10 protein-coding genes, 4 tRNA genes and 7 rRNA genes are annotated in these 25,915 nt (G+C 57.9%); 16 read left to right on the top strand and 5 right to left on the bottom strand.

Features of this window, described 5'->3' with window-relative positions:
- Positions 1-68: 68 nt before the first annotated feature.
- The gene (gene apaG / locus EYF70_RS25040) at positions 69-443 is read left to right on the top strand and encodes a Co2+/Mg2+ efflux facilitator ApaG/CorD (protein WP_131147812.1); all 375 of its coding nucleotides are present in this window, start codon (positions 69-71) and stop codon (positions 441-443) included.
- A 183-nt stretch (positions 444-626) separates the two neighbouring features.
- Positions 627-1,871 (top strand): murein transglycosylase A, encoded by a 1,245-nt coding sequence (mltA, locus tag EYF70_RS25035; protein ID WP_131147811.1) that lies wholly within the window; start codon positions 627-629, stop codon positions 1,869-1,871.
- A gap of 5 nt (positions 1,872-1,876) precedes the next feature.
- Here the strand turns inward: mltA and EYF70_RS25030 are convergent, their stop codons facing one another.
- A complete protein-coding gene (locus EYF70_RS25030; RefSeq protein ID WP_131147810.1) occupies positions 1,877-2,314 on the bottom strand; it encodes a universal stress protein in 438 nt (145 codons plus the stop codon).
- A 51-nt stretch (positions 2,315-2,365) separates the two neighbouring features.
- Positions 2,366-3,637 (bottom strand): MFS transporter, encoded by a 1,272-nt coding sequence (locus tag EYF70_RS25025; protein WP_131147809.1) that lies wholly within the window; start codon positions 3,635-3,637, stop codon positions 2,366-2,368.
- A gap of 81 nt (positions 3,638-3,718) precedes the next feature.
- Here EYF70_RS25025 and EYF70_RS25020 point away from each other — a divergent pair, with 81 nt between their 5' ends.
- The 14 genes from EYF70_RS25020 to rrf (EYF70_RS24955) all read left to right on the top strand — a co-directional run bounded on the left by EYF70_RS25020 (position 3,719) and on the right by rrf (EYF70_RS24955) (position 21,523).
- Entirely contained in the window at positions 3,719-4,495 is a 777-nt protein-coding gene (locus EYF70_RS25020; protein WP_131147808.1) for an enoyl-CoA hydratase, read from the top strand.
- A gap of 387 nt (positions 4,496-4,882) precedes the next feature.
- Positions 4,883-6,413, top strand: a 16S ribosomal RNA gene (locus EYF70_RS25015).
- A gap of 81 nt (positions 6,414-6,494) precedes the next feature.
- Positions 6,495-6,571: transfer RNA gene (locus EYF70_RS25010), tRNA-Ile, on the top strand.
- Positions 6,572-6,578: 7 nt separating this feature from the next.
- Positions 6,579-6,654 (top strand) — tRNA-Ala (locus EYF70_RS25005).
- Positions 6,655-6,869: 215 nt separating this feature from the next.
- Positions 6,870-9,761: ribosomal RNA gene (locus EYF70_RS25000) — 23S ribosomal RNA — on the top strand.
- 131 nt (positions 9,762-9,892) lie between these two features.
- Positions 9,893-10,005 (top strand): 5S ribosomal RNA (gene rrf, locus EYF70_RS24995).
- Together the 16S, 23S and 5S rRNA genes with 2 tRNA genes alongside form the textbook arrangement of a ribosomal RNA operon.
- An 851-nt stretch (positions 10,006-10,856) precedes the next feature.
- The gene (locus tag EYF70_RS24990) at positions 10,857-13,184 is read left to right on the top strand and encodes a penicillin acylase family protein (protein WP_131147807.1); all 2,328 of its coding nucleotides are present in this window, start codon (positions 10,857-10,859) and stop codon (positions 13,182-13,184) included.
- Positions 13,185-13,307: 123 nt separating this feature from the next.
- The gene (locus tag EYF70_RS24985) at positions 13,308-15,758 is read left to right on the top strand and encodes a penicillin acylase family protein (RefSeq protein WP_131147806.1); all 2,451 of its coding nucleotides are present in this window, start codon (positions 13,308-13,310) and stop codon (positions 15,756-15,758) included.
- A gap of 403 nt (positions 15,759-16,161) precedes the next feature.
- A 16S ribosomal RNA gene (locus EYF70_RS24980) occupies positions 16,162-17,692 on the top strand.
- A gap of 96 nt (positions 17,693-17,788) precedes the next feature.
- Positions 17,789-17,865, top strand: a tRNA-Ile gene (locus tag EYF70_RS24975).
- Positions 17,866-17,889: 24 nt separating this feature from the next.
- Positions 17,890-17,965: transfer RNA gene (locus EYF70_RS24970), tRNA-Ala, on the top strand.
- A 211-nt stretch (positions 17,966-18,176) separates the two neighbouring features.
- Positions 18,177-21,050, top strand: a 23S ribosomal RNA gene (locus tag EYF70_RS24965).
- Positions 21,051-21,181: 131 nt separating this feature from the next.
- Positions 21,182-21,294, top strand: a 5S ribosomal RNA gene (rrf, locus tag EYF70_RS24960).
- Between the two features lie 116 nt (positions 21,295-21,410).
- Positions 21,411-21,523 (top strand): 5S ribosomal RNA (gene rrf / locus EYF70_RS24955).
- Between the two features lie 674 nt (positions 21,524-22,197).
- Here the strand turns inward: rrf (EYF70_RS24955) and EYF70_RS24950 are convergent.
- From EYF70_RS24950 to EYF70_RS24940, 3 genes are all read right to left on the bottom strand, one after another.
- Complete coding sequence (locus EYF70_RS24950; protein ID WP_165497785.1) at positions 22,198-22,839, bottom strand: glutathione S-transferase family protein; 642 nt, start codon at positions 22,837-22,839, stop codon at positions 22,198-22,200.
- A 65-nt stretch (positions 22,840-22,904) separates the two neighbouring features.
- A complete protein-coding gene (locus EYF70_RS24945; RefSeq protein WP_131147805.1) occupies positions 22,905-24,362 on the bottom strand; it encodes a DHA2 family efflux MFS transporter permease subunit in 1,458 nt (485 codons plus the stop codon).
- Positions 24,363-24,472: 110 nt separating this feature from the next.
- A complete protein-coding gene (locus tag EYF70_RS24940; protein ID WP_131147804.1) occupies positions 24,473-25,915 on the bottom strand; it encodes a cobyric acid synthase in 1,443 nt (480 codons plus the stop codon).

The raw sequence follows: 25,915 nt of genomic DNA, 5'->3' as shown, positions 1-25,915 counted from the left end.
GAAACTATATTAGTGAAACGCTACATTTGAATTTTCGGCATGTTTGCCGAGCAACAAAGGAATCCCCGATGGCCCAATATGAATTCGCCGTGTCGGTCAGGACGCAGTTCCTGCCCGAGCAGTCCGACCCCGAACGCACCAACTTCGTGTTTACCTACTCGATCACGATCAAGAACACCGGGACGGTCGCGGCGCAGCTGATCTCGCGCCACTGGATCATCACCGACGCCAATAACCACAAGCAGGAGGTGCGCGGCCTTGGCGTGGTGGGTCACCAGCCGCTGCTGCAGCCGGGCGAACAGTTCGAATACACGAGCGGCACGGCGCTGCAGACGCCGCAGGGCTCGATGGTCGGCGAGTATTTCTGCGTGGCCGAGGATGGCCACCAGTTCGAAGTGAAGATTCCGGAGTTCGTGCTGTCGCTTCCGCACACGTTACATTGAACCGGCTGCATTGAATCGGGTGCATTCAACCGGCTGCACTGATCTACAATCGCATCATTCAGGCTGGTCCGGCCGCCTGGCCGGCGGCGTCTTTTTCTTGCCGGGCATCGTCCACCAGACGATGAATACCAGCAGGAACAGCGCGACCAATGCCTCGACCATCAGAATCCACATATCGCCTCCATGTTTTTCGTACCCCGTAGTCTACCCCGTAACATCCAGGCGCTGAGCTGCATCGCCGTATCGGCAGTCGTGCTCGCCGGTTGCGCAGTGCAGCCTCCGCAGCAGCCGGCTCCGGTGCCCCAGCCGGCACCTCAGCCGGTACCGCAGCCGGTACCTCAGCCGGTACCTCAGCCGGAGCCGGCCCAGCCGCCAGCACAGCCTGCCAAGACCGCCTTCGTGCCCGGCACGTTCGCCGACCTGCCGGGCTGGTCGCGCGACGACCTGCGCGCGGCCTGGCCCGCCTTCCAGTCGTCGTGCTCCGTGATCGGCAAGCGCGCGGACTGGAAGGAAGCGTGCTCGATCGCGCGAACGGTCAACGCCGGCGATGAACGCGCCGTGCGGCTGTTCTTTGAAACCTTCCTGGTGCCGCACCGCGTGATCGCGCCGGATGGATCGGACAGTGGCCTGGTCACCGGCTACTACGAGCCCTTGCTGCGCGGCGCGCGCAAGCAGGGTGGTCCGTACCAGACGCCTCTCTATAAAGTGCCGGACGATATGCTGACGATCGATCTTGCCGGCGTCTACCCGGAACTGAAGGGCAAGCGGCTGCGCGGCCGGCTGCAGGGCAGGAAAGTGGTGCCCTATGCCAGTCGCGAGGAAATCGCCCGCGCCGATTTCAGCGGCAAGGAACTGCTGTGGGTGGACGACCCCGTGGAAGCGTTCTTCCTCGAGGTGCAAGGCTCCGGGCGGGTGCAGCTCGACAGCGGCGAAACGGTGCGCGTAGCCTATGCGGACCAGAACGGCCACCCCTATAAATCCATCGGCAAGTGGCTGATCGAGCAGGGCGAACTGACGTCCGAGCAGGCGTCCGCGCAAGGCATCAAGGCGTGGATCGCCGGCCATCCGACGCGCAGGCAGGAACTGTTGAATGTGAATCCCAGCTACGTGTTCTTCAAGGAAGAGAAGCTGCCGGACCCGAACGTGGGGCCGAAGGGATCGCTGGGCGTGCCGCTCACGCCGCAGCGTTCGGTGGCGGTGGATACCACGCAGATTCCTTCCGGTGTGCCGCTGTACCTGTCCACCACGCACGCCGCGAGCGAGATTCCGCTGCAGCGGCTGGTGATGGCGCAGGATACCGGCGGCGCCATCCGCGGCGCGATCCGGGTCGACTTCTTCTTTGGTTTCGGCACCGAGGCGGCCGAGAATGCGGGGCGGATGAAGCAGCGCGGCCAGGTGTGGGTGCTGCTGCCGCGTCCGACCCGCTGAGACGGTTAACGCAGGACCAGTACCGGCAGCGTGGTGTGCGCCAGCACCTTTTGCGTTTCGCTGCCGAGGAACAGCTTGCTCAAGCCCGAGCGGCCGTGCGAGGCCATCAGGATGATGTCGCAGTTGTACTTCTCGGCGGCGGCCACGATTTCCTTGTAGGGCGTGTGGGAGCTGACCACGATGCCCTCGAACGGCACGCCGGCGGTGGCGCATGCGATCTCGATCTTGTTGATATGGGCCTTGGCGGTCGCGGCGATCTGGGTTTCAAACACGTCGGCGTCCGGCACGACCGCATTGTCAGTTGCCGGCACGAACGGGAATGGCTGGGCGACGCAAACCGAGACGATGCGCGCGCCATGCACCTGGGCGAAGCGGATCGCGGCTTCGGTGGCTTTCACGGCCAGTTCCGATCCATCGGTCGGTAACAGGATGGTCTTGAACATGACGGTCCCCTTGCAAAGTTGGCAATGCCCCAGTTTAGGGGCGCGGCGGCATCAGGGGCGCACGCTTCGGATCGGATTCGAGGTCGCCGCACCCACCGCGAGCAGCACGCCACCCACGGCGATACAGTAGAGTGCCGGGCGCACGCCGAGGTGGTCGCCCGCATAGCCGGCCACCAGCGCGCCCAGTGGCGCTACCGCCACCGTCAGGAAGCGCATCGTGGAGATCATTCGCCCCAGCATCTCGTCCGGCGTGACTTTCTGGCGCAATGCCTGGTAGGGGATGAAGAACAGCATGGCCCCCAGGTCGAAGAACAGCATGAGCAGCGCATAGGCCGCCGCGCTGTAGTTCGCGCTGCCGAACAGGTCGCGGGGAATCAGCGGCATCAGCACGAAGCCGAGCGCCATGGATGCCGTGCCGATCACGATCGTGATGCCGGCGCCGAAGCGGCGGTTCAGGGGCCGCAGCAGCAGCGAACTGGCGAATACGCCGATTCCGCCGAACATCTGCGCCGTACCCAGCATGCCGGCGCTCATGCCCAGTTCGCGCGTGGCGAACAGCACGAGCAGCGCCGAATACCCATAGAACAGGACGTGCCAGGCGCCGGCCACCCAGGCCAGCGCGCGCAGCAGCGGCTGGTGCCAGATGAACGAGAAGCCGGCGCGCACGTCGTGAAGCGGGTGGCGCTCGCTGGGCGGCGGCACCGCTTCGCGCATCTTCACGCGCCCGATATTCCATACCGAGATGAAGAACGTGGCCGCGTTGGCGATGATCGCCACCGGTGCCGTCAGCCATTGGATCAGGATGCCGGCGAGGCCGGGTGCCAGCAGGCGGGAAATGCTGTCCGTGCTGGCGAAGCGGGACTGCGCTTCGACCATCCGGTCGCGGCCGACGAGCAGCGTGAGGAAGATCTGCTCCGCGCCGCCGCCGATCACATTGCAGGCACCCTGGACCGCCGCCACCGCATACAGCCACGGCATGCCCAGCAGGTCGAACCACCAGGCCAGGGGAATCGACGCCAGCGAGATTCCCTGTGCCGCCTTGCTGCCCAGCAGGATCGGCAATTTGCGGCTGCGGTCCAGCAGCACGCCGGCAGGCAATGCGAAGATCGCGAACGGTATCGCCTGGCAAGCGGTCAGCACGCCCATCTGCGCCGGCGTCGCATGGAGCAGCAAAACGGCGCACAGCGGCAGTGCAAGGGTGCCGACCTGCGAGCCAAAGCTCGTCAGTACCATGCTGGCCCAGTAGCGGCGGAAGTCGGTACTGGACAGGAGCGCATCGCTGCGCCAGCGTTCGGCGATGGAAGAAAAGAAGGGGAGCGGCATCGGTCGGCGGATCATACAACGATTAACAGCGACAGGCCGATGACGCTACAATCGGCCGATCCAACCGTTCCGGAGACAAGCATGCAATATGAAGACCTGATCGTCGAAGTCCATGGCAAGGTGGCCCTGATCCGCCTGAATCGGCCCAAGGCGCTGAACGCGCTGAACGACCGCATGATGAATGAGCTTGGCGAGGCGTTCGCCGGCTTCGACAAGGATCCGCAGATCGGCTGCATCGTGCTGACCGGCAGCGAGAAGGCCTTCGCGGCAGGCGCGGACATTCCGGCGATGATCGACTACACCTATCAGGATACCTACCGCGACAACTACATTACCCGCAACTGGGAGCACATCCTCAAGGTGCGCACGCCGGTCATCGGCGCGGTGGCCGGCTATGCCCTGGGCGGCGGCTGCGAACTGGCGATGATGTGCGATTTCGTGATCGCGGCGGATACCGCGAAGTTCGGCCAGCCGGAAATCAAGATCGGCGTCACGCCCGGTGCCGGCGCCACCCAGCGCCTGCCGCGGGCGATCGGCAAGGCAAAGGCGATGGACATGCTCCTGACGGCGCGCACCATCGATGCGGCGGAAGCGGAGCGCACCGGGCTGGTATCGCGCGTTGTCCAGGCGGACAAGCTGATCGAGGAAGCGCTGGCCGCGGCCACGACGATCGCCGCGATGCCGCTGTCGGTCGCCATGCAGATCAAGGAAGCCGTCAACGTCGCCTATGAAGTACCGCTGACGGAAGGGGTGCGCTACGAACGCCGGATGTTCCATGCCGCGTTCGGTACGCCGGCCCAGCGCGAAGGCATGCATGCCTTCCTCGAAAAGCGCTTGCCAAACTTCGACGGGCTTTGATATAGTTCTGTCCCTCGCAGCAACGCAGCTGTCACGAAAGTGAAACAAGCAAGTTGACGTGAGTGGATGAGAAGCTTGACGAATCGCACGAAACACCCGATAATCTCGCTTCTCTGCTGCTGACAAACACAACGATTTGTCGCTGGATGGAACGAAAGTTCACCGGATCCGCAGCAAGCCCGAAGTTGAAATACTTGGGCAGAATTCTTTAACAATCAACAGTCGATAAGTGTGGGCGTTTGATGTGATGTGCCCAGGACTTCGGTCCTGAAGCTCAAAATATATAGCATCAAACGCTTACACAAGTAATAAAACGTGATCATCTTCGGATGATTCGTCAGTTATTTGAGTGAGTGACCATGTCGGAAACGACATAAAACAGAGATTAAACTGAAGAGTTTGATCCTGGCTCAGATTGAACGCTGGCGGCATGCTTTACACATGCAAGTCGAACGGCAGCGCGGGCTTCGGCCTGGCGGCGAGTGGCGAACGGGTGAGTAATATATCGGAACGTGCCCAAGAGTGGGGGATAACGTAGCGAAAGTTACGCTAATACCGCATACGATCCAAGGATGAAAGCAGGGGACCGCAAGGCCTTGTGCTCCTGGAGCGGCCGATATCTGATTAGCTAGTTGGTGAGGTAAAGGCTCACCAAGGCGACGATCAGTAGCTGGTCTGAGAGGACGACCAGCCACACTGGAACTGAGACACGGTCCAGACTCCTACGGGAGGCAGCAGTGGGGAATTTTGGACAATGGGGGCAACCCTGATCCAGCAATGCCGCGTGAGTGAAGAAGGCCTTCGGGTTGTAAAGCTCTTTTGTCAGGGAAGAAAAGGGTACGGCTAATATCCGTGCCTCATGACGGTACCTGAAGAATAAGCACCGGCTAACTACGTGCCAGCAGCCGCGGTAATACGTAGGGTGCAAGCGTTAATCGGAATTACTGGGCGTAAAGCGTGCGCAGGCGGTTTTGTAAGTCTGTCGTGAAATCCCCGGGCTTAACCTGGGAATGGCGATGGAGACTGCAAGGCTAGAGTTTGGCAGAGGGGGGTAGAATTCCACGTGTAGCAGTGAAATGCGTAGAGATGTGGAGGAACACCGATGGCGAAGGCAGCCCCCTGGGTCAAGACTGACGCTCATGCACGAAAGCGTGGGGAGCAAACAGGATTAGATACCCTGGTAGTCCACGCCCTAAACGATGTCTACTAGTTGTTGGGTCTTAATTGACTTAGTAACGCAGCTAACGCGTGAAGTAGACCGCCTGGGGAGTACGGTCGCAAGATTAAAACTCAAAGGAATTGACGGGGACCCGCACAAGCGGTGGATGATGTGGATTAATTCGATGCAACGCGAAAAACCTTACCTACCCTTGACATGTCAGGAATCCTGGAGAGATCCGGGAGTGCCCGAAAGGGAACCTGAACACAGGTGCTGCATGGCTGTCGTCAGCTCGTGTCGTGAGATGTTGGGTTAAGTCCCGCAACGAGCGCAACCCTTGTCATTAGTTGCTACGAAAGAGCACTCTAATGAGACTGCCGGTGACAAACCGGAGGAAGGTGGGGATGACGTCAAGTCCTCATGGCCCTTATGGGTAGGGCTTCACACGTCATACAATGGTACATACAGAGGGCCGCCAACCCGCGAGGGGGAGCTAATCCCAGAAAGTGTATCGTAGTCCGGATTGTAGTCTGCAACTCGACTGCATGAAGTTGGAATCGCTAGTAATCGCGGATCAGCATGTCGCGGTGAATACGTTCCCGGGTCTTGTACACACCGCCCGTCACACCATGGGAGCGGGTTTTACCAGAAGTAGGTAGCTTAACCGCAAGGAGGGCGCTTACCACGGTAGGATTCGTGACTGGGGTGAAGTCGTAACAAGGTAGCCGTATCGGAAGGTGCGGCTGGATCACCTCCTTTCTAGAGTCGGCACTGATCGCAAGGTCGTGCATCAAACGCTCACACTTATCGGCTGTTGTTAGAGAAACAGTAGAAGCGCGCGGGTCTGTAGCTCAGCTGGTTAGAGCACCGTGTTGATAACGCGGGGGTCGTTGGTTCGAGCCCAACCAGACCCACCACGAACACGGGGGATTAGCTCAGCTGGGAGAGCACCTGCTTTGCAAGCAGGGGGTCGTCGGTTCGATCCCGTCATCCTCCACCATCGCTTCTGTTAAGAAATCAAATCTAAGCCCTGCGGTTTAAATTTGATCTTTTAGAGATCACTGCTGTTTCGCTCTTTAACAATCTGGAAGAAGTAAAGTTTTATTAAGCGTATTCAGCAATGAATACACTTAGGGTAGTGTTCCGAAAGGAACGCATACAAAAACTCATCAAACACAGTAGTAAATGCTTGTGCTATAGCCGTCAAGGTTATAGGGACAAGTGAATAAGTGCACATGGTGGATGCCTTGGCGATTACAGGCGATGAAGGACGTAGAAGTCTGCGATAAGCTTCGGGGAGCTGACAAACGAGCATTGATCCGAAGATTTCCGAATGGGGAAACCCGGCCTTATAGGTCATCACTCACTGAATACATAGGTGTGTGAAGCGAACGCGGCGAACTGAAACATCTAAGTAGCTGCAGGAAAAGAAATCAACCGAGATTCCCAAAGTAGTGGCGAGCGAAATGGGAAGAGCCTGCATATGATAGTCGGACTGGTAGTGGAAGCCTCTGGAAATAGGCGCCATAGTGGGTGATAGCCCCGTACGCGAAATCAGACCGGTGGTACTAAGTATGCGACAAGTAGGGCGGGACACGAGAAATCCTGTCTGAATATGGGGGGACCATCCTCCAAGGCTAAATACTCGTAATCGACCGATAGTGAACCAGTACCGTGAGGGAAAGGCGAAAAGAACCCCGGGAGGGGAGTGAAATAGATCCTGAAACCGTGTGCATACAAACAGTCGGAGCGGACTTGTTCCGTGACGGCGTACCTTTTGTATAATGGGTCAGCGACTTACATTCAGTAGCGAGGTTAACCGAATAGGGGAGCCGCAGAGAAATCGAGTCCGAACAGGGCGCTAGTTGCTGGGTGTAGACCCGAAACCAAGTGATCTATCCATGGCCAGGTTGAAGGTGCGGTAACACGCACTGGAGGACCGAACCCACTAATGTTGAAAAATTAGGGGATGAGCTGTGGATAGGGGTGAAAGGCTAAACAAACTTGGAAATAGCTGGTTCTCTCCGAAAACTATTTAGGTAGTGCCTCAAGTATCACCATCGGGGGTAGAGCACTGTTATGGCTAGGGGGTCATCGCGACTTACCAAACCATTGCAAACTCCGAATACCGATGAGTGCGAGCTTGGGAGACAGACATCGGGTGCTAACGTCCGGTGTCAAGAGGGAAACAACCCAGACCGCCAGCTAAGGTCCCAAAGATTGGCTAAGTGGAAAACGAAGTGGGAAGGCTAAAACAGTCAGGATGTTGGCTTAGAAGCAGCCATCATTTAAAGAAAGCGTAATAGCTCACTGATCGAGTCGTCCTGCGCGGAAGATGTAACGGGGCTAAGCCAGTCACCGAAGCTGCGGATATATTTCTCGTAATTTATTACTTGATCTATATGGTAGGAGAGCGTTCTGTAAGCCTGCGAAGGTGTCTTGTAAAGGATGCTGGAGGTATCAGAAGTGCGAATGCTGACATGAGTAGCGATAATGCGGGTGAAAAGCCCGCACGCCGTAAGCCCAAGGTTTCCTGTTCAACGTTCATCGGAGCAGGGTGAGTCGGCCCCTAAGGCGAGGCAGAGATGCGTAGCTGATGGGAAGCAGGTTAATATTCCTGCACCGTCGTATGATGCGATGGGGGGACGGATCGCGGAAGGTTGTCTGACTGTTGGAATAGTCAGTTTCTGGTTCATAGAAGGTGCTTAGGCAAATCCGGGCACGTAATTCAAGGGACTGGGACGAGCGCCCATGTGGCGCGAAGCAATCGGAAGTGGTTCCAAGAAAAGCCTCTAAGCTTCAGTCATACGAGACCGTACCGCAAACCGACACAGGTGGGCGAGATGAGTATTCTAAGGCGCTTGAGAGAACTCGGGAGAAGGAACTCGGCAAATTGGTACCGTAACTTCGGGAAAAGGTACGCCCCAGTAGCTTGACCACTTTACTGTGGAAGGGTGACAGGGTTGCAATAAAATGGTGGCTGCGACTGTTTAATAAAAACACAGCACTCTGCAAACACGAAAGTGGACGTATAGGGTGTGACGCCTGCCCGGTGCTGGAAGATTAAATGATGGGGTGCAAGCTCTTGATTGAAGTCCCAGTAAACGGCGGCCGTAACTATAACGGTCCTAAGGTAGCGAAATTCCTTGTCGGGTAAGTTCCGACCTGCACGAATGGCGTAACGATGGCCACACTGTCTCCTCCCGAGACTCAGCGAAGTTGAAGTGTTTGTGATGATGCAATCTACCCGCGGCTAGACGGAAAGACCCCATGAACCTTTACTGTAGCTTTGCATTGGACTTTGAACCAATCTGTGTAGGATAGGTGGGAGGCTTTGAAGCGGGGACGCCAGTTCTCGTGGAGCCAACCTTGAAATACCACCCTGGTTTGTTTGAGGTTCTAACCTTGGTCCGTTATCCGGATCGGGGACAGTGCATGGTAGGCAGTTTGACTGGGGCGGTCTCCTCCTAAAGTGTAACGGAGGAGTTCGAAGGTACGCTAGGTACGGTCGGACATCGTGCTAATAGTGCAATGGCATAAGCGTGCTTAACTGCGAGACCGACAAGTCGAGCAGGTACGAAAGTAGGACATAGTGATCCGGTGGTTCTGTATGGAAGGGCCATCGCTCAACGGATAAAAGGTACTCTGGGGATAACAGGCTGATTCCTCCCAAGAGTTCATATCGACGGGGGAGTTTGGCACCTCGATGTCGGCTCATCACATCCTGGGGCTGTAGCCGGTCCCAAGGGTATGGCTGTTCGCCATTTAAAGTGGTACGTGAGCTGGGTTTAAAACGTCGTGAGACAGTTTGGTCCCTATCTGCCGTGGGCGTTGGAAATTTGAAGGGGGCTGCTCCTAGTACGAGAGGACCGGAGTGGACGAACCTCTGGTGTACCGGTTGTCACGCCAGTGGCATTGCCGGGTAGCTAAGTTCGGAAGAGATAACCGCTGAAAGCATCTAAGCGGGAAACTTGCCTTGAGATGAGATTTCCCGGAGCCTTGAGCTCCTTGAAGGGTCGTTCGAGACCAGGACGTTGATAGGTCAGGTGTGGAAGTGCAGTAATGCATTAAGCTAACTGATACTAATTGCCCGTACGGCTTGTCCCTATAACCTTGACGGTTATGAATCAATGATGATTCCTCGCATTTACTCTTTGATGAGAGTTACCCTCGCTTTACTTCTTCCGGATTGAGCAGTGACGTCGCCCCATAGGGGACGGCACTGCGTACAAGTCATGCCTGATGACCATAGCAAGTCGGTCCCACCCCTTCCCATCCCGAACAGGACCGTGAAACGACTTTGCGCCGATGATAGTGCTGCAACCAGTGTGAAAGTAGGTTATCGTCAGGCTGTTACATAGAAAAACCCCGCTAGCGTGTGCTGGCGGGGTTTTTTGCTTTGGAATGCATGCTTTGTAATACATTGCAGACTTGGATCGGGGCGCGGGTCTTTTTGCTCCGCCGGGCACTGCCCGACGTCGCTCTGGTGGGCTTTTTTCATTTGTGCTTCGTGTTTTGTAATGCGCCGCAGACTTGGCTCGGCGTCTCGGGTTTTTTTGCTCCGCCGGGCTCCGCCCGACGTCGCTCGCCAGGCTGTGATATAGAAAAACCCCGCTAGCGTGTGCTGGCGGGGTTTTTTGCTTTGTGCTTCATATTTTGTAACGCGCCGCAGACTTTGCGCCAGGTCCCGTATCTGCGCTTCGCGGGGCTCGGCCCGACCTCGCCGCCTCAATCAGTGCAATAGCCCATCAGCGCGTGCCGCCGGGCTTTTTCCGTCCGGACGATCGGACCCAGCGCATGTTGTACCTGGAATCGGCAGCTCGCAAGGCGTTGCCACGACTGCAAGCTCAACGAACGACAGGTGGCATTGGATGACGTCCGATCAAAAGCGTGGGAAAAAGACCTTTTCCGGCCACGCGACAGAGACGTTTTGTCCATATTGCCGCATATTCGAGAACGCACGCGCAACTAATATTTCCCACATTATTGAATAATTCCTTATTAGAAACTAGTCTCAGTTTCTTATGTGAAACGAGTCATCGGATATTCAAAATCGCAGGCGGATCGACAATTAGATCATATAAAAACGTGTCGGTCTGATGTTGCGCGAAAAATATTTATTTGCAAGCCGCCTCATGTGGCCTGGCTAACACGCTGATATCCTCCCAATACAAATTTCTAATAACGAATTCCGGAGGTTCCATGAAGCTCACCACTCTTTCGCTGCTGACTGCCCTGGTCGTTTCCGACTATGCCTCGGCCGCAATACGCGCTGAAGTCACGCGGACAACGCGCGGCGTCGTCCATGTCAAGGCAACCGACTACCGCAGCCTGGGATATGGCGCCGCCTATGCCTATGCGGAGGATAATGTCTGCATGCTGGCGGATACGGTGCTGACCGTGCGCGGCGAGCGTTCCCGTTACTTTGGCGGTACCGCACATGCCACCGAGCCGCGGAATGGCGAATATGGTGCGGGGCTGGATCTATTCTTCAAGCTGCCGAATGAGCAAAGCGATTTCTTCTTCAAGGGGTATCTCGACCTTGACCAGTTGCGCGCCGGTTATGCGGCCGGTTCAGCGGACGTGCGTGAATTGCTGGCCGGTTTTGCCGACGGATATAATCGTTATCTCAAGGATAAGCGGAGCAGCCTGCCAAAGGCCTGCAAGGATGCCGCCTGGGTAAAACCGATCACGGTCGACGATGTTTATCTGATGATTGCCGAGAAGGCACTGCATGCGAGTGGCGAAGCGTTTGCCGCGGCGATCGTGGGCGCCTCGCGTGATCCGGAAGAGCCGGTAACCCTGGCAAAGACGATGCCGAAAGCCGTGACGTCGATGCCGACCGGTATCCCGGCCGGTGTCGGCAGCAATGCCCTAGCCATCGGCAGTGAAGCGAGCGCAAACGGCAAGGGTATCCTGCTTGGCAATCCGCACTATCCATGGTCCAGCACGGACCGCTTCTACCAGATACACCTGACCGTTCCGGGCCGTTACGATGCGATGGGCGTGAGCCTGGGCGGGCTGCCGATCGTGGCCATCGGTTTCAACCGCAACGTTGCCTGGTCGCATACTGTTACGGCTGCGAAGCATTTCACGACTTTCCGCCTGGCCCTCGATCCGTCAGACCCGACCGGGACGACTTATTACTATGACGGCGCGCCTCGCAAGATGACGGAGCGGACGGTGAGCGTCGACGTGCTGCAGCCGGATGGGTCCGTCGTGGCCAAACAGCGTACCTTCTACTTCAGCCACCAGGGCGCGGTGATCGTCCTGCCGCAGGCGGGTATCGGCTGGACCGCCGACAGCGCTTTCGTGCTGGGCGATGCCAACCGCCTCAACACCCGCCTCCCGGAACAGTGGCTCAAGATGGGCCAGGCCGACGACGTCCATCAGTTGCAGGGCGCGATCCATGCGGTCAAAGGTCTGCCGTGGGTGAATACCGTCGCGGCCGACCGCCGCGGCAATACGCTGTACAGCGACGGCAGCGTCGTGCCGCACATGACGACCGATAAATTCCTCTCCGCCTGCCTGCTGGTGCCCGATCTGCTGGCATTCGACGGCACGCGCAGCGAGTGCGGCTGGGGGCAGGATGCGGGCGCGCCCGAAGGTGTATTCGGCGAGGCCAACGCGCCGGCCACCGTGCGGCAGGATTACGTCGGGAACTCGAACGATTCGTACTGGCTTTCCCATGCCCGCGAGCCGTTGACCGGGCCGGCGCCGTTCGGCTATTCGCCACTGTATGGCCAGGCCGGCGCGCCGGTGTCGTTGCGTACCCGGATCGCCTTCAAGCAGATCGAGAGCATGCTCGAAGAAGAGCAGTTCGTGCGCATGGATGATGTGGAGAACCTGATGTTCACGAACCGTGTCTATGCGGCCGAGCTGGTGGTGCCTGCGCTGTTGAGAGCCTGCGCGAAAGCACTCGACCTGCGCTTGCTGGCCCCCTGCGCCGCACTGACCGGGTGGGACCGGAAGGCCAACGTCGACAGCCGTGGCGCGGTACTGTTCCGCGAATTCTGGAACATCGCCCGCACCACGCCGAACCTGTGGTCGATTCCGTTCGACCCGGCCGATCCGGTCAATACCCCGCGCACCGTTGCCCCGGCTGCGGAACCGGCGCTCCTGGCAGCGCTGCGCACCGCCAGCGCGAAGCTGCAGGCAGCTGGCGTGCCGCTGTATGGGCGACTGGGCGACTTCCAGACTGAAACGCGCAACAACCGGCGCCATGCGCTGCACGGTGGCCAGGGTGACGAAGATGGAACGTACAGCACGCTGCAAATGCGCGGCGCGCTGACGCCGAAGGGATACCAGGACGTGGCATGGGGCACCAGCTATATCCACCTGGTGGGCTTCGACAACGGTGGTCCGGTGGCGAAAGGATTGCTCGCCTACGGCCAGTCGGTCAATCCCCAGTCGGCGCACTATGCGGACCAGCTGCCGCTGTTCACCCAGAAGCGTTTGCCGACCCTGCCGTTCACGGAAGGGCAGATCAAGGCCGAACGCATCCGCTCGCAAGTGCTGACGGAGCGCTGATACCCCGGCACAAGCCCGAGTGCAGGTGACAGTCAAGCGGGAAGTCACCTGCGCGCATTTGATGGCTATCAAAATCGCTGTCGGCTATACCCCCATGATGGACTGGATCTCAAGGGGGCTATCATGCGGATATCGACAAGGCAGCAGCCGACAATACAGCAGCCGACCATACCGCAGCCGACCATACCGCAGCCGACGATACGGCAGCTCGGTTTGTCCTGGCTGCTGTTTGTCATGCTGTTTGTCATGCTGTTTGTCATCACGGCTTGCAACGGTGGCGGCAACGACAGCGCGCAGGTACCGCCTGCCGGCCCGTCCGCGGAACTGACGCGTACCTCGTACGGGGTCGTGCATATCAGGGCGGCCGACTTCGCGGGGATCGGCTTCGGGCTGGCTTACGCCTATGCGCAAGACAATATTTGCATGCTGGCCGACAGCCTCCTGACCGTGCGCGGCGAACGATCCCGCTATTTCGGGGGAGACGCAATGCCCACCGATTCGGTCCACGGCGAATACAGCGTGGTCGTCGACTACCTCAACCTGCACAACTTCAACCTGCGCAACGAAGACAGCGACTTCTTCTTCAAGGCCTACCTCGATCCGTCGCGCCTGCGCGCAAGCTACGAGGGAGGGGGCGCCGAGACCAGGGCGCTCCTGTCCGGTTATGTCGCAGGCTATAACAGCTACGTGCGCGAACACGCGGGCAAGCTGCCCGCCGCCTGCCGCGGCGCGGCGTGGGTCAAGCCGATCACGGTGGACGATGTCTACCTGATGATCGCGGAAAAGGCGCTGCACGCCAGCGGGCAGTTGTTCGCCACCGAAATCCTTGCCGCGGCCCGTGACGAATCGCCGGGTACCATGGGCGGCGATGTGCGCGCGCCGACATGGACGGCCCATGGCCTTGGCAGTAACGCCATTGCACTCGGCGCGGAAACCAGCGTGGATGGGCGAGGAATGTTGCTGGCCAATCCGCACTATCCATGGTTCAACACGGACCGTTTTTACCAGGTACACCTCACCGTGCCCGGCGTCTATGACGTGATGGGCGTGAGCCTGGGTGGCATTCCGATCGTCGTCATCGGCTTCAATAAGGATGTCGCATGGACCCATACGGTAACGAAAGCCGCGCATTTCACCACGTTCCGCCTCCAGCTGGACAGCAGCGATCCCACCGGCATGACCTACCTGGTGGATGGTATTCCACAGACAATTTCGGAACGGGTCGTGGAGGTGCAGTCCCTGCAGGCGGACGGCACGCTGCGCACGAAACGCAAGATATTCCGCGAAACGCCATTGGGCATGGAGATGGCGGCAGGGGGACTGCCCCTGGGCGGCAATGCGATAGTCGTGCTCGGGGACCCCAACCGCCATAACACTCGCCTTGTCGATCAATGGATCGCGATGGGCAAGGCGCAGAACACCGCCGCCTTGCGGGCCGCACTAGGCCGCATGGGGCTGCCTTGGGTGAACACCGTTGCCGCCGACCGGCACGGCGACACGCTGTACGCGGACTATAGTGTCGTCCCCCACGTCGTGCCGGAAAAGTTCGCGCCCGATTGCCTGCTGTTCGCTCCATTGCTGATGTTCGACGGTTCCCGCAGCCGTTGCCACTGGGGGCAGGATTCGGGTGCGCCGCCGGGAATTTTCGGCAGCGCCAGTGCGCCCGTGCTGATGCGCCGCGATTATGTATCGAATTCGAACGACAGCTACTGGCTCACCAACAGCCGCCAGTTGCTGACCGGGCCAGGCAGCGGCTACTCGCCGCTGTACGGGCCGGTCGGCGTACCGCAGCACCTGCGTACCCGGCTGGCATTCGTCGAGCTGGACCAGCGGCTGGAGGAAAGCGGCCGGTTGAGCATGGACGACCTGCAGGCGCTGCTCTTTTCCAACCGCGTCCATGCCGCCGAGCTCGTCTTGCCCGACCTGCTTGCCGCATGCGGCGGCACGGCGGATCAAATGCTTGCCGGCGCTTGCGCGGCGCTGGCTGCCTGGGATCGGAAAGTCGACGCTGAAAGCAGGGGCGCGATCCTGTTCCGCGAATTCTGGCTGCAGGCGTCGGAGTCGCCTGCGTTCCTGTCTGCTTCATGGGCCGTGCCATTCGACCCGGCAGATCCAGTGAACACGCCCAGGGGCATTGCACCGACAGCACTCCCGCCGCTGCTTGCCATGTTGCGCGCAACCGCGGCGCGGCTGGGCGAAATGGGCATACCGCTCGACGCGCCGCTCGGGGAATACCAGGCAGACGTCCGCAACGGAGTGCGGTATCCGATCCACGGCGGCATCGGCGACGTGGACGGTGTCCTCAATGCCCTGCATACAAAATCTTCGTTGACCGAAGAGGGGTATCGCGGCGTGGCATGGGGTACCAGCTACGTTCAACTGGTCGGCTTCGATGACAACGGCCCTGTCGCGCGGGGAATGCTGGCTTACGGACAGTCGACCGATCCCGCGTCGCCGTACTACGCGGACCAGTTGCCCTTGTATGGTTCAAAGCGGCTGGTGCCGCTGCCGTTCACGCAGGAGCAGATCCTCGCGGATGGGAACGTGCAACGATCGACGGTGTCAGACAAATAGGCCTTGCAGAGCCAGGCGGCGCTTGCTATAGTTCTGTCCCTGCCGCAACGCTGTAACGCAAGTGAAAGCGAAGCGAAAGAAAAAGAAGCTTGACGAATCGCACGAAACACCCGATAATCTTGCCTCTCTGCTGCTGACAAACACAACGATTTGTCGCCGGGTCGAACGAAAGTTCAACGAGATCCGCAGCAAGCCCGAAGTTGAAATACTTGGGCAGAATTCTTTAACAATCAACAGTCGATAAGTGTGGGCGTTTGATGTGATGTGCCCAGGACTTCGGTCCTGAAGCTCAAAATATATAGCATCAAACGCTTACACAAGTAATAAAACGTGATCATCTTCGGATGATTCGTCAGTATTCTTGAGTAAGTGACCCCGACAGAAATGTCGGACAACAGAGATTAAACTGAAGAGTTTGATCCTGGCTCAGATTGAACGCTGGCGGCATGCTTTACACATGCAAGTCGAACGGCAGCGCGGGCTTCGGCCTGGCGGCGAGTGGCGAACGGGTGAGTAATATATCGGAACGTGCCCAAGAGTGGGGGATAACGTAGCGAAAGTTACGCTAATACCGCATACGATCTATGGATGAAAGCAGGGGACCGCAAGGCCTTGTGCTCCTGGAGCGGCCGATATCTGATTAGCTAGTTGGTGAGGTAAAGGCTCACCAAGGCGACGATCAGTAGCTGGTCTGAGAGGACGACCAGCCACACTGGAACTGAGACACGGTCCAGACTCCTACGGGAGGCAGCAGTGGGGAATTTTGGACAATGGGGGCAACCCTGATCCAGCAATGCCGCGTGAGTGAAGAAGGCCTTCGGGTTGTAAAGCTCTTTTGTCAGGGAAGAAAAGGGTACGGCTAATATCCGTGCCTCATGACGGTACCTGAAGAATAAGCACCGGCTAACTACGTGCCAGCAGCCGCGGTAATACGTAGGGTGCAAGCGTTAATCGGAATTACTGGGCGTAAAGCGTGCGCAGGCGGTTTTGTAAGTCTGTCGTGAAATCCCCGGGCTTAACCTGGGAATGGCGATGGAGACTGCAAGGCTAGAGTTTGGCAGAGGGGGGTAGAATTCCACGTGTAGCAGTGAAATGCGTAGAGATGTGGAGGAACACCGATGGCGAAGGCAGCCCCCTGGGTCAAGACTGACGCTCATGCACGAAAGCGTGGGGAGCAAACAGGATTAGATACCCTGGTAGTCCACGCCCTAAACGATGTCTACTAGTTGTTGGGTCTTAATTGACTTAGTAACGCAGCTAACGCGTGAAGTAGACCGCCTGGGGAGTACGGTCGCAAGATTAAAACTCAAAGGAATTGACGGGGACCCGCACAAGCGGTGGATGATGTGGATTAATTCGATGCAACGCGAAAAACCTTACCTACCCTTGACATGTCAGGAATCCTGGAGAGATCCGGGAGTGCCCGAAAGGGAACCTGAACACAGGTGCTGCATGGCTGTCGTCAGCTCGTGTCGTGAGATGTTGGGTTAAGTCCCGCAACGAGCGCAACCCTTGTCATTAGTTGCTACGAAAGAGCACTCTAATGAGACTGCCGGTGACAAACCGGAGGAAGGTGGGGATGACGTCAAGTCCTCATGGCCCTTATGGGTAGGGCTTCACACGTCATACAATGGTACATACAGAGGGCCGCCAACCCGCGAGGGGGAGCTAATCCCAGAAAGTGTATCGTAGTCCGGATTGTAGTCTGCAACTCGACTGCATGAAGTTGGAATCGCTAGTAATCGCGGATCAGCATGTCGCGGTGAATACGTTCCCGGGTCTTGTACACACCGCCCGTCACACCATGGGAGCGGGTTTTACCAGAAGTAGGTAGCTTAACCGCAAGGAGGGCGCTTACCACGGTAGGATTCGTGACTGGGGTGAAGTCGTAACAAGGTAGCCGTATCGGAAGGTGCGGCTGGATCACCTCCTTTCTAGAGTCGGCACTGATCGCAAGATCGTGCATCAAACGCTCACACTTATCGACTGTCGAATGAAGAAGAAACAGTAGCACCGCTAGGTAACAATGCGGGTCTGTAGCTCAGCTGGTTAGAGCACCGTGTTGATAACGCGGGGGTCGTTGGTTCGAGCCCAACCAGACCCACCATGTATCAAGCGCACGTAATTCCCTGGGGGATTAGCTCAGCTGGGAGAGCACCTGCTTTGCAAGCAGGGGGTCGTCGGTTCGATCCCGTCATCCTCCACCAAGTTTTTGAGATGTCAAATCTAAGTCCCGAGATTTAGATTTGATCTTTTAGAGATCACTGCTGTTTCGTTCTTTAACAATCTGGAAGAAGTAAAGTTTTATTAAGCGTATTCAGCAATGAATACACTTAGGGTAGTGTTCCGAAAGGAACGCATACAAAAACTCATCAAACACAGTAGTAAATGCTTGCGCTATAGCCGTCAAGGTTATAGGGACAAGTGAATAAGTGCACATGGTGGATGCCTTGGCGATTACAGGCGATGAAGGACGTAGAAGTCTGCGATAAGCTTCGGGGAGCTGACAAACGAGCATTGATCCGAAGATTTCCGAATGGGGAAACCCGGCCTTATAGGTCATCACTCACTGAATACATAGGTGTGTGAAGCGAACGCGGCGAACTGAAACATCTAAGTAGCTGCAGGAAAAGAAATCAACCGAGATTCCCAAAGTAGTGGCGAGCGAAATGGGAAGAGCCTGCATATGATAGTCGGACTGGTAGTGGAAGCCTCTGGAAATAGGCGCCATAGTGGGTGATAGCCCCGTACGCGAAATCAGACCGGTGGTACTAAGTATGCGACAAGTAGGGCGGGACACGAGAAATCCTGTCTGAATATGGGGGGACCATCCTCCAAGGCTAAATACTCGTAATCGACCGATAGTGAACCAGTACCGTGAGGGAAAGGCGAAAAGAACCCCGGGAGGGGAGTGAAATAGATCCTGAAACCGTGTGCATACAAACAGTCGGAGCGGACTTGTTCCGTGACGGCGTACCTTTTGTATAATGGGTCAGCGACTTACATTCAGTAGCGAGGTTAACCGAATAGGGGAGCCGTAGAGAAATCGAGTCCGAACAGGGCGCTAGTTGCTGGGTGTAGACCCGAAACCAAGTGATCTATCCATGGCCAGGTTGAAGGTGCGGTAACACGCACTGGAGGACCGAACCCACTAATGTTGAAAAATTAGGGGATGAGCTGTGGATAGGGGTGAAAGGCTAAACAAACTTGGAAATAGCTGGTTCTCTCCGAAAACTATTTAGGTAGTGCCTCAAGTATCACCATCGGGGGTAGAGCACTGTTATGGCTAGGGGGTCATCGCGACTTACCAAACCATTGCAAACTCCGAATACCGATGAGTGCGAGCTTGGGAGACAGACATCGGGTGCTAACGTCCGGTGTCAAGAGGGAAACAACCCAGACCGCCAGCTAAGGTCCCAAAGATTGGCTAAGTGGAAAACGAAGTGGGAAGGCTAAAACAGTCAGGATGTTGGCTTAGAAGCAGCCATCATTTAAAGAAAGCGTAATAGCTCACTGATCGAGTCGTCCTGCGCGGAAGATGTAACGGGGCTAAGCCAGTCACCGAAGCTGCGGATATCCGCAAGGATATGGTAGGAGAGCGTTCTGTAAGCCTGCGAAGGTGTCTTGTAAAGGATGCTGGAGGTATCAGAAGTGCGAATGCTGACATGAGTAGCGATAATGCGGGTGAAAAGCCCGCACGCCGTAAGCCCAAGGTTTCCTGTTCAACGTTCATCGGAGCAGGGTGAGTCGGCCCCTAAGGCGAGGCAGAGATGCGTAGCTGATGGGAAGCAGGTTAATATTCCTGCACCGTCGTATGATGCGATGGGGGGACGGATCGCGGAAGGTTGTCTGACTGTTGGAATAGTCAGTTTCTGGTTCATAGAAGGTGCTTAGGCAAATCCGGGCACATAATTCAAGGGACTGGGACGAGCGCCCATGTGGTGCGAAGCAATCGGAAGTGGTTCCAAGAAAAGCCTCTAAGCTTCAGTCATACGAGACCGTACCGCAAACCGACACAGGTGGGCGAGATGAGTATTCTAAGGCGCTTGAGAGAACTCGGGAGAAGGAACTCGGCAAATTGGTACCGTAACTTCGGGAAAAGGTACGCCCCAGTAGCTTGACTGCTTTACTGCAGAAGGGTGACAGGGTTGCAATAAAATGGTGGCTGCGACTGTTTAATAAAAACACAGCACTCTGCAAACACGAAAGTGGACGTATAGGGTGTGACGCCTGCCCGGTGCTGGAAGATTAAATGATGGGGTGCAAGCTCTTGATTGAAGTCCCAGTAAACGGCGGCCGTAACTATAACGGTCCTAAGGTAGCGAAATTCCTTGTCGGGTAAGTTCCGACCTGCACGAATGGCGTAACGATGGCCACACTGTCTCCTCCCGAGACTCAGCGAAGTTGAAGTGTTTGTGATGATGCAATCTACCCGCGGCTAGACGGAAAGACCCCATGAACCTTTACTGTAGCTTTGCATTGGACTTTGAACCAATCTGTGTAGGATAGGTGGGAGGCTTTGAAGCGGGGACGCCAGTTCTCGTGGAGCCAACCTTGAAATACCACCCTGGTTTGTTTGAGGTTCTAACCTTGGTCCGTTATCCGGATCGGGGACAGTGCATGGTAGGCAGTTTGACTGGGGCGGTCTCCTCCTAAAGTGTAACGGAGGAGTTCGAAGGTACGCTAGGTACGGTCGGACATCGTGCTAATAGTGCAATGGCATAAGCGTGCTTAACTGCGAGACCGACAAGTCGAGCAGGTACGAAAGTAGGACATAGTGATCCGGTGGTTCTGTATGGAAGGGCCATCGCTCAACGGATAAAAGGTACTCTGGGGATAACAGGCTGATTCCTCCCAAGAGTTCATATCGACGGGGGAGTTTGGCACCTCGATGTCGGCTCATCACATCCTGGGGCTGTAGCCGGTCCCAAGGGTATGGCTGTTCGCCATTTAAAGTGGTACGTGAGCTGGGTTTAAAACGTCGTGAGACAGTTTGGTCCCTATCTGCCGTGGGCGTTGGAAATTTGAAGGGGGCTGCTCCTAGTACGAGAGGACCGGAGTGGACGAACCTCTGGTGTACCGGTTGTCACGCCAGTGGCATTGCCGGGTAGCTAAGTTCGGAAGAGATAACCGCTGAAAGCATCTAAGCGGGAAACTTGCCTTGAGATGAGATTTCCCGGAGCCTTGAGCTCCTTGAAGGGTCGTTCGAGACCAGGACGTTGATAGGTCAGGTGTGGAAGTGCAGTAATGCATTAAGCTAACTGATACTAATTGCCCGTACGGCTTGTCCCTATAACCTTGACGGTTATGAATCAATGATGATTCCTCGCATTTACTCTTTGATGAGAGTTACCCTCGCTTTACTTCTTCCAGATTGAGCAGTGACGTCGCCCCATAGGGGACGGCACTGTGTACAAGTCATGCCTGATGACCATAGCAAGTCGGTCCCACCCCTTCCCATCCCGAACAGGACCGTGAAACGACTTTGCGCCGATGATAGTGCTGCAACCAGTGTGAAAGTAGGTTATCGTCAGGCTGTTATACCGAGGAAGACCGCTGCGAGTGTAGCGGTCTTTTTCATTTAGTGTAGAGGTAAGTCAGGTAATAAAGAATTCTGGCACCGCGCCTAATGCGCGAGCCGAACCGGTCAAGTCTGATGACCATAGCATGTCGGTACCACCCCTTCCCATCCCGAACAGGACCGTGAAACGACTTTGCGCCGATGATAGTGCTGCAACCAGTGTGAAAGTAGGTTATCGTCAGACTAGTTATACAAAGAAACCCTGCCAGTGATCTGGCGGGGTTTTTTTACTTTGGATGTGCCATTTCCGTAGTACGTTACGGACCTGGATCGCTGTCCCGGGTTTTTTTGCTCGGCCGGGCACTGCCCGACCTTGCTCCACGAACAGGACCGTGAAACGACTTTGCGCCGATGATAGTGCTGCAACCAGTGTGACAGTAGGTTATCGTCAGACTAGTTATACCGAGAAAAGCCCACCAGTGATCTGGTGGGCTTTTTTCATTTCTACTCATGGATTGTCGTGCAGTTGAGCTTCGTTTCAAGCTGTCGAATGCGCCGATTGCTCCGCCGGGCACTGCCCGACGTCGCTGCTGCAACCAGTGTGAAAGTAGGTTATCGTCAGACTAGTTATACCGAGAAAAGCCCGAAATGCACTGAGCGCGATCTTGAGCGCGCTCAGGCTTTTCGAGGCTTTTTTCATTTCTACTCATGGATTGTCGTGCAGTTGAGCTTCGTTTCAAGCTGTCGAATGCGCCGATTGCTCCGCCGGGCACTGCCCGACGTCGCTGCCGCAACCAGTGTGAAAGTAGGTTATCGTCAGACTCGTTATACCGAGAAAAGCCCGAAATGCACTGAGCGCGATCTTGAGCGCGCTCAGTGCATTTCGAGGCTTTTTTCATTACTGCGCCGTATTGGCGGCTACCACCGTGGTGCCATCTGCTCGCCCGGCATGGCGTCGTAAGGGGAAGCCCAGCCAGGAATCGCTTTCAGCCTTTCGACCCAGGCGCCGATGTGGGGCCAGCGGCCGGCAATGTCGATGCCGCTCTCGTCTTGCGGGAAGAACTGATAGCCGCTCAGGGAAAAGTCCGCGATGGTCGGGCTGTCGCCCACGATGAATTCGCGGCTGGACAAGTGCTTGTCGACGATATTGAATGCGCCTTCTATCCGGCCGAGCAGGAATTTCATCACGACAGGATCGGGTTCAACCTTGCCGAATGCCTTCATGAACCGGTAGGTGGCGAAATAACTGGTGAATTTGTGGTTATCGAACAGCAGCCAGCGCAGCACTTCGAACTGCTCGCTTTCCGTGGCACCGCCAAAACGGCCGTGTTTTTTCGCCAGGTGCGTGAGGATCGCGCCGGATTGCGTCAGCCGCAGGGGGCCGTCTTCCAGGATAGGCACTTCGCCCATCTCATTGTGTTCATCGCGCCAGGCCGGGTCGGTGCTGATGCCCTTGAAAAAGTCCACGTAGACGGTATCGAAGGGCACGTCCAGGGCCCGCAGCATGAAGGCAACCTTGAAGGCGTTTCCGGACTGGCCGAAGCAGTGAAGACGGTACATGGAATCCCCATTTGATTATCGTTCCGTCATCATAATTCACATCACGCCCGTTGGGGGCGACAAGCTCACTGCGATGCCGATTGCTCCGTCGCCGCAACCACGGTGACCGGCTCGGCGGCCTTGGTACCGCGGCTGATGCTCTCGCCATCGTTCTTGCGCAGCGTCCAGAACATGCCGGCGGAGAGGATCGTCAGCCCGGCCAGCGTCAGGAAGGCGTGGTGCAGCGCGCTCGTCAGAACAACCCGGTCGGTCTGCGGCATGTCGCCCAGGTACCACCCCGTGATCAGCGAGCCGCAGGCCAGGCCGAAGCTCATCGACAATTGCTGCATCGAGCTGGCCATCGTGCTGGCCATGCCGGAATCCTTCTGGTCGACATCCGCATATGCGATCGTATTCATGCTGGAAAACTGCAGCGAATTGAAGAAGCCCTGGCAGAGCGACAGCGTGACGATCATCCAGATCGGCGTGCCCAGCTGCACGAAGGAGAACATCGCGATCGTCACGCCGATCAGCGCCGTATTCACGATCAGCACCTGCCGATAGCCGAACCTGGCGAGCAGCCGTGCGGAAAAGAACTTCATGAACATGGCCGCCGCGGCCGACGGCATCATCAGCAGGCCCGATTGCCATGCCGGCAAGCCGAGGCCCAGCTGGTACAGCAGCGGCAGCAGGAAGGGCAGGCCGCCGACACCGAGCCGGGTGAAGAACCCGCCCAGCACCGATACGCGGAACGTGCGGATCTTGAACAGCTGGAGGCGCAGCAGTGGAAATTCCTCGCGCATGGCGTGCCATGCATATGCCGCCAGCAGGCAGACCGAGATCACGAACAGTACGCCCCATGACGTAATGTCGAGCCGGTGCTCGCCGAAGATCTCCAGCAGCCATGACAGCAGCGCGACACCGGTGCCGAACAGGATCAGCCCCATCACGTCGAGCGGGCGCTGTTCTTCGCTGCGGTAGTCGGGCATGTATTTGTGGGCCAGCCAGATCGCCGCCACGCCGACCGGCACGTTGATGAAGAAGATTTCGCGCCACGACATCCAGTGCACGATCAGGCCGCCGACTGTTGGCCCCAGCAAGGGTCCGATCAGCGCGGGGATGATCACGAAGTTCATCGCTGTCAGCAACTCCGCCTTGGGGAAGGTGCGCACGATGGTCAGCCGGCCCACCGGCATCATCATCGCCGCGCCGAAACCTTGCAGCAGCCGCGCCGCCACCAGCATCGGCGAATTCACGGAAAGGCCGCACAGTACCGACGCGATCGTGAAGATGGCGATCGCCGTCATGAACACGCGCCGCGTACCGTAGCGGTCCGCCATCCAGCCGCTGACGGGAATCGCCACGGCGAGGCTGAGGATATAACTGGTGACGACGGCCTTGAGGCTCAGCGGCGTCACCATCAGGCTGGCCGCCATGCTGGGAATCGCGGTATTGACGATCGTGGAGTCGAGTTGCTCCATGAAGAGGGCCGAGGCGACGACCCATGGCAGGTAACGCTTGGTGATGGTTTCTGTGCTGGACATTGAACGGCTGCAGGAATGCTGCAGGGTTGGCTGCAGGGTTGGCTGAGTAGGAGTCGTCCAGCGATTGTTGCATAAAGCCGCAAAGCGCGAAGCGCGTTGCCGCCGTGGCCCTACTTCAGGGGTAGCAGCGCCTCCAGCAAGGGAGCAGTGGCGTCGGCCAGCCGTTCCAGGCTTGCTTCGCGCAGCGCGCCCAGGTCGACGCCCCGGTCGCCGCGCAGTCCCGCCCAGTGCAGCAGTGCGGCGCAGGCACCCGGCGCATCGAACACCCCGTGCAGGTAAGTGCCCAGCACTTGCCCGTCGGGCGACACGGCGCCCTCGGGACGGCCATCGATCTCGAATGCCGGGTGGGCAAGCGCGCCGCCGCTCGAGACGCCCATGTGGATTTCATAGCCGGTGACGGGGGCGTCGGCGAACAGGCAATGGCCGTCCACCTGCTGCAAACGCTTCTCCTGCGACATCGCGGTCGTCATGTCGAGCAGGCCGAGGCCGGCCGAGTCGCCAGGCGCGCCTTCCACGCCGTGCGGATCCAGTACCGACCGTCCCAGCATCTGGAAGCCGCCACAAATGCCGATGACCTTGCCGCCGTAGCGAAGGTGGCGGGCGATCCGTTCCGGCCACCCCTGCGCGCGCAGCCAGGCGAGGTCGCCGCGCGTGTTCTTGCTGCCAGGGAGGACGATCAGGTCCGCCGGCGGGATCGCATGGCCCTCGCGGATGAATTGCAGGTCTACGTCCGGATGGGCGCGCAGCGCGTCGAAATCCGTGTGATTGCTCATGCGGGGCAGGCTGGGCACCACCACACGGAACGCCCCCTTGTGTTCCTGCACCGGCTGCACCGCGTCTTCCGCATCGAGGAACAGGCCATGCAGGTAAGGCAGCACGGCCAGCACCGGCTTGCCGGTCTGCGCTTCGAGCCAGTCGAGGCCCGGCTCCAGCAATTTGATGTCGCCACGGAAGCGGTTGATGACGAAGCCGATCACGCGTGCCCGTTCGCTCTCCGACAGGCACGAGAGCGTGCCCACGAGGTGCGCGAACACGCCGCCGCGGTCGATGTCGGCCACGATCACCACCGGGCAATCGACAGCTTCCGCGAAACCCATGTTGGCGATGTCCCGGTCGCGCAGGTTGATTTCCGCCGGACTGCCGGCACCCTCGACGATGACGGCGTCGTATTGCGCAGCCAGCCGCGCATGTGAATCCAGCACCGCGGCCATGGCCACTGTCTTGTACTGGTGGTAGTCGCGCGCATTCATCTCGGCGCGCACCTTGCCATGGATGATCACCTGGGCGCCGATGTCGGACGATGGCTTCAGCAGCACGGGGTTCATGTCGGTGTGCGGAGCGATGCCCGCCGCCTGCGCCTGCAGTGCCTGCGCGCGGCCGATCTCACCGCCATCGCTGGTGACCGCGCTGTTCAGCGCCATGTTCTGCGGCTTGAACGGCGCCACCGACACGCCATGGCGCCTGAGCAGCCGGCACAGTGCCGCCACCACCGTGCTCTTGCCGGCGTCGGACGTGGTGCCTTGCACCATCAGCGTCTTGTAGGGAAATCGCAT

This window comes from Pseudoduganella albidiflava (assembly GCF_004322755.1).
In the GTDB taxonomy this organism is placed as follows: Bacteria; Pseudomonadota; Gammaproteobacteria; order Burkholderiales; family Burkholderiaceae_D; genus Rugamonas; species Rugamonas albidiflava.
Note: the sequence above shows the minus strand (reverse complement) of the source record. Positions and strands in the feature narration are given on the sequence as shown.